Below are 6,376 nucleotides of genomic sequence, written 5' to 3' on the forward strand. Positions count from 1 at the left end.
GCCTTATCTTATGAGGGATTCAGGTGTGCGAAGTTTGAGTTATTGATATATAATTTCTAAGCTGCCTATGCGGCAGTTAACCTGTGCAGCCCCGACAAGATCCCAGCCGGTCGTTTCTAAGCTGCCTATGCGGCAGTTAACTTCGAGGCGCGTATCACAGATCCGACCGGAGCTTTCTAAGCTGCCTATGCGGCAGTTAACGATGTGATCGCCTGTGATCGTGCCGGTAAAACTTTCTAAGCTGCCTATGCGGCAGTTAACCTGCAAGTTTCCTACCATTATAGAGACAAAAATTTCTAAGCTGCCTATGCGGCAGTTAACTCCTCGACTTCCTTCGACGCATCTTTCAAGCCTTTCTAAGCTGCCTATGCGGCAGTTAACATGGGTGCTTTGTGTTTCACAATCACCCGTCTTTTCTAAGCTGCCTATGCGGCAGTTAACAGATCCCGCTCGACCGAGATCTTGGTATCGATTTTCTAAGCTGCCTATGCGGCAGTTAACGCCGCAGTCATCCAAGCTGAGAGTCAGGCGACTTTCTAAGCTGCCTATGCGGCAGTTAACATGCGGTCGGACTCGTTCGGCAAGCAGTCTGCTTTTCTAAGCTGCCTATGCGGCAGTTAACAAGACGATTGTTAAGCGTGTTTCGGTTCAGTTTTTCTAAGCTGCCTATGCGGCAGTTAACTTTCCCGATTTTACATTCGGGATCAAAAGGGATTTCTAAGCTGCCTATGCGGCAGTTAACTAGCGGCGACAACGGTTCGTTAAACTTAAATTTTTCTAAGCTGCCTATGCGGCAGTTAACGAGTTGAGCAAGAAAAGCCTGCCCCACTTCAATTTCTAAGCTGCCTATGCGGCAGTTAACCCACGTGCCATCCGCGTTGTCGCTGCGCTCGTTTTCTAAGCTGCCTATGCGGCAGTTAACTTTTTACTGGTAAATGCAATCGGAAAAGCCACATTTCTAAGCTGCCTATGCGGCAGTTAACTCTGAAAGCAGGGAAAGTAGACTGTGCTCTATTTTCTAAGCTGCCTATGCGGCAGTTAACAAGTATGGTATGACTATGCAGCAATGCGACAATTTCTAAGCTGCCTATGCGGCAGTTAACCAGAGTTGCGGCAAGAGCGGCAGCCATACGACTTTCTAAGCTGCCTATGCGGCAGTTAACTTTGTCGCGGGCGGCTTTGCGCTTTGCAAGCATTTCTAAGCTGCCTATGCGGCAGTTAACCGAGAAAACCGAAGAACAGTACATGCCAGCAAATTTCTAAGCTGCCTATGCGGCAGTTAACTCGTACAGCGACGATAAAGACATCGAGCGAAATTTCTAAGCTGCCTATGCGGCAGTTAACAAGTATCTGCTTTGCAGAAAGCCGTGCAGGGTTTTCTAAGCTGCCTATGCGGCAGTTAACTATTCATTAACGGTCGCGCAGCCGTCCGCATTTTTCTAAGCTGCCTATGCGGCAGTTAACTCCATCCGACGTGGATCAACATCAACGGGGACGTTTCTAAGCTGCCTATGCGGCAGTTAACGCGGGGCGTTCAACACCCTTCTGTCGGCCATTTTTCTAAGCTGCCTATGCGGCAGTTAACTCTTTTTCCTTTCTCTGAAAATAGAATAAGCATTTCTAAGCTGCCTATGCGGCAGTTAACCTTGCGCGGTGAGACGCCGGAACTCGGCATTTTTTCTAAGCTGCCTATGCGGCAGTTAACAATGTAGGCCGAATCGAAGAAGTAGAGATTTCTTTCTAAGCTGCCTATGCGGCAGTTAACCTGCAATGGCACGTACTCTATGACGCTTTTGCTTTCTAAGCTGCCTATGCGGCAGTTAACTCGGGGAATTGCCTAATGTAAAAGGCACTTTTTTTCTAAGCTGCCTATGCGGCAGTTAACCATCCCCTAATACCATGCTCCTCACGCTTTCTTTTCTAAGCTGCCTATGCGGCAGTTAACGAAAATGCAAAAAAGATGCAGGAAATCCAGACTTTCTAAGCTGCCTATGCGGCAGTTAACAAGATCATGCTCGGTATCGGCGCGCGGCTCTCTTTCTAAGCTGCCTATGCGGCAGTTAACTAACAGTGACGGCGAAGAAGGTATAACAGTATTTTCTAAGCTGCCTATGCGGCAGTTAACGATTGACAACCACGTTTACTACCGGGTCAATTTTTCTAAGCTGCCTATGCGGCAGTTAACATCCTTTCTTCATTCGATTGCTGTACGCCCGATTTCTAAGCTGCCTATGCGGCAGTTAACTCACGGCACCACCTCCCAGTCATTGGCAAAGATTTCTAAGCTGCCTATGCGGCAGTTAACTCACGGCACCACCTCCCAGTCATTGGCAAAGATTTCTAAGCTGCCTATGCGGCAGTTAACTCACGGCACCACCTCCCAGTCATTGGCAAAGATTTCTAAGCTGCCTATGCGGCAGTTAACGGCTTTCTTCTTTGCTTATTCTTCGGTTTTCTTTTCTAAGCTGCCTATGCGGCAGTTAACTCATAATCACCGAAACGGTAACCATGCTCATATTTCTAAGCTGCCTATGCGGCAGTTAACGCACTGGCCGCAATGCGCGTCGTCCAGACATTTTTCTAAGCTGCCTATGCGGCAGTTAACTTAAGAAAATCATGCAGCTCGTCGAGGCGGGCTTTCTAAGCTGCCTATGCGGCAGTTAACGGGGATGCAATGTACATCTCAGCCAAGCAGCCTTTCTAAGCTGCCTATGCGGCAGTTAACTGTCCGAGGCTATGGGTGAGCCCCGCACCCGCTTTCTAAGCTGCCTATGCGGCAGTTAACCCAATATCGTGAGGCGGACGGCACCGTCTACAATTTCTAAGCTGCCTATGCGGCAGTTAACCTCATCCTCGCCATTCAGCGAATTTGACTGCATTTCTAAGCTGCCTATGCGGCAGTTAACCGCCTCAAGGAGACGCTCGAGCAGCTCACAGATTTCTAAGCTGCCTATGCGGCAGTTAACCTCAATCTGCTCTATTGCGGCGGCTATGGTCCTTTCTAAGCTGCCTATGCGGCAGTTAACATCCCGCTCAATGACCATACGCTCAAATCCATGTTTCTAAGCTGCCTATGCGGCAGTTAACCTGTCCTGCAGCTTGACTTTATACGAGTCGCCTTTCTAAGCTGCCTATGCGGCAGTTAACTAAGCCGGCCGGAAACTCGAGTGTAACCTCGATTTCTAAGCTGCCTATGCGGCAGTTAACAAATGGTGCCGCCGCGCGAGGGCGGCAAATTCTTTCTAAGCTGCCTATGCGGCAGTTAACCAGATACAGACTCAAGCCCTTCTTTCAGCAGCCTTTCTAAGCTGCCTATGCGGCAGTTAACACAAAGGCGGGAAATTCCGAATCCGCGAGAACTTTCTAAGCTGCCTATGCGGCAGTTAACTGCAAGCGTATGACGGCACTCATGTGGCGTATTTTCTAAGCTGCCTATGCGGCAGTTAACATTGCAAGGGATACCGCGTGAGTGCAGGTATCTTTCTAAGCTGCCTATGCGGCAGTTAACAAGGTATCACGGTCGTCGCTACCGGCCTTGCTTTTCTAAGCTGCCTATGCGGCAGTTAACCTGGCCGTCATGATCGCGAAATATGCGATGAATTTCTAAGCTGCCTATGCGGCAGTTAACTGACCTCGCTGATCTCGGGCGCAGTCACGGCATTTCTAAGCTGCCTATGCGGCAGTTAACTACAATGGGGAAACATGTCAGTGAATAGTGGCTTTCTAAGCTGCCTATGCGGCAGTTAACTACGATAACGGATATTAAACCCACTTAAAGAATTTCTAAGCTGCCTATGCGGCAGTTAACGATCTGTCCCTGTCGGCGTTACATTGATCGCTTTTCTAAGCTGCCTATGCGGCAGTTAACGAACTGACAGCACAGGCAAAGCAGTTGCAGAATTTCTAAGCTGCCTATGCGGCAGTTAACCAATATACCTAAACGGAATAGTCAAACTATTATTTCTAAGCTGCCTATGCGGCAGTTAACGCAGAAGAGAAATGCGGATACCTTTGGAATCTTTTCTAAGCTGCCTATGCGGCAGTTAACCGAGAGTACAGAGAGCAACACAGTATGAGTATTTTCTAAGCTGCCTATGCGGCAGTTAACTCCCTTCGGCCAGGACTGCCAGTCCATGTATTTTTCTAAGCTGCCTATGCGGCAGTTAACAGGTCAAATGGTGAAAAGGTCGTGATGCTCATTTTCTAAGCTGCCTATGCGGCAGTTAACGACAGGCGGCCATAGTTTTCCGTCAGCTGGATTTTCTAAGCTGCCTATGCGGCAGTTAACACATTGCGGAATATGGACAAGCTATTTACAGATTTCTAAGCTGCCTATGCGGCAGTTAACATCTCATGGGCGAGGATGAACGGCAGCATGTGTTTCTAAGCTGCCTATGCGGCAGTTAACCTCTTCGATGCGCTCCTCGGTCGTCTGCTCAATTTCTAAGCTGCCTATGCGGCAGTTAACAGGCGGCGACGTCCTGCGCGGGAAAGCCAACTTTTCTAAGCTGCCTATGCGGCAGTTAACACGGCGCGGGTATTGGATTTATAAAGCATATATTTCTAAGCTGCCTATGCGGCAGTTAACAGTAATCTCCTGCGTGAATATCCTTATTCTGCCTAAGCTCGCAGTTATTTACCCTTATTTAACCAAAGTTTTAGGTTCTTGTCAAAGCCCTTGCTTCACAAGGCCTGCCAGCAACGGAAAAATTTTGGGTCAAAAGTCAGGGACCGATGTTTCAGTACTGAACCCATATGCAGAAAATCCCTTGAAGGGCTGCTCAACTGCTTCTTTTTTTTGGATGAACAGGCTAAAACGATGATGGTTGGTCATACTCTCCAATTGGATATACGGATATTGAACCTTATGAGTAAGTGCCGGGAAAAGCTTTTGGGCTTCTTCTATCGACATATCATGCCGTTTTGCATAGCGTCTAGCTTTTCGCATCGCTGTGGCCTCTGGCTGATAGCGGCTGTACGTCACGAAGCCTTTGCAGGCCCTGACGGGGACTGGACGGATGGTCTTGATTTTCACATAATCTGGTGTAAAGCGCTTCAATGCCTCAGTCAGATTCAAATGCTGCAAATCGGATTCTTCTGGAGCAAGCAAACGAAGTTGATGGCCGAGTGTCGGATGCTCATCGGAATACTTGGGAAAAGCTACTCCACATCGGATAATCCCCTGTTCATCCTTGCTGTTGACTAATGCCAAATGAATCTGACGGTAGACTTTAGACCAAAGGAAAGAAGCGGATATGTCTTCTGTCGGCTGCAATATAACATCTTGGAAGAACCACATGCCAATCATTCCTTTCCGCTTGCACCAAATACTCCGCCACGAATCAGCATAGCCATTACGTAATGTGCAGCTTCCGGGCTATCAAAATCAGCACCTAGTGAATATTTATCAAATAGCGTATAAAAATCGCATTTATCTTTGGGATTGCGGAACGCTTTGCCAAGATTCGTCACAGTACCATATGGTTCTACAGAAATCGGGCCCACACCATCCTCCGTTTCATATGCGTTATACCAGGTATCAATCGTGCGAATCGCATTGCCGAGTTTCTGAGAATGCATTGCCGCCGTGCTGTTCACTTCATACAAGACTTTGCTCTTCTTGCCTTTCCCTTTGTCAAGGATAAGTTCTTCACTTGGATAAACTTCCTGTCCCTTGCCAATCTTGGCAAAAGCCGTAATTTCCAACAGCAGGTACGGAATCTTGCCAGCCAATGCCGATTCAATCTGTTCAGCTAATGTTTCGACCGTTGCATCACTGTTGTCAAAGTCCTGCAGAGAATAATCGTACGAATGGAACAGCCACTGCTTATCGGCAGCTTTTACCTGTACTTCCAGGTCTTCTGCACCGACGCGATTCCGCCAGAGGAAACGCGCATTCGCAAGATTCAGCGCATACCGTTTAGCTAACTCACAAAAACCATACTGCTCCGCATAGCGATGTCCCATCTCCAGGATTTTTGCTTTATGTTTCGCAACATTACAAGCTGCGGGAATAGCTGCTCCCGGCAGGATTTTCATCGTAAACGTGACCTTCAGCGTATCCTGATTCATTGACAACGATGCCGCATCAACAGTCTGCAGATTAGGTTTCTCTACTTCTGCATTGAGCTTTGCAGGGTCATTGGCCACAGCTGCCTTCAAGCGGTTGGAAATCGTACCCCGGACGGATTTCTCGCGCAGAGGAAGGGAGGTCGCTTTACCCTGACGATCATCCCAGGTCGTCCCATACATCAAACCATCTGAGAGAACGATTTTTTTCTCAAAAGATAATACTGTTGCTAAGCCCTTCGCACTTGACTTTGCCATAATTAATCCTCCCTATATAATCTTCATTAATCTCTTGAATGCTCCGTTT

Annotated in this window: 2 protein-coding genes and 1 CRISPR repeat array; both genes read right to left on the reverse strand. The window is 47.9% G+C overall.

Going from position 1 to position 6,376, the window contains the following annotated elements; all coding sequences use genetic code 11:
* The first annotated feature begins 53 nt into the window (after positions 1 to 53).
* A CRISPR array of direct repeats spans positions 54 to 4,588; the repeat unit is 28 nt; unit sequence TTTCTAAGCTGCCTATGCGGCAGTTAAC.
* Between the two features lie 129 nt (positions 4,589 to 4,717).
* On the reverse strand, positions 4,718 to 5,308 hold the full coding sequence (gene cas6f / locus DWX75_RS11700) for a type I-F CRISPR-associated endoribonuclease Cas6/Csy4 (protein WP_118016490.1): 591 nt from the start codon (positions 5,306 to 5,308) through the stop codon (positions 4,718 to 4,720).
* Positions 5,305 to 6,327, reverse strand: a complete 1,023-nt coding sequence (csy3, locus tag DWX75_RS11705; RefSeq protein WP_118016491.1) for a type I-F CRISPR-associated protein Csy3 — start codon at positions 6,325 to 6,327, stop codon at positions 5,305 to 5,307. The genes cas6f and csy3 overlap by 4 nt, the downstream gene beginning before the upstream one ends.
* Positions 6,328 to 6,376: the final 49 nt, after the last annotated feature.

The organism is Mitsuokella sp. AF21-1AC (assembly GCF_003458855.1).
Lineage (GTDB): Bacteria > Bacillota > Negativicutes > Selenomonadales > Selenomonadaceae > Mitsuokella.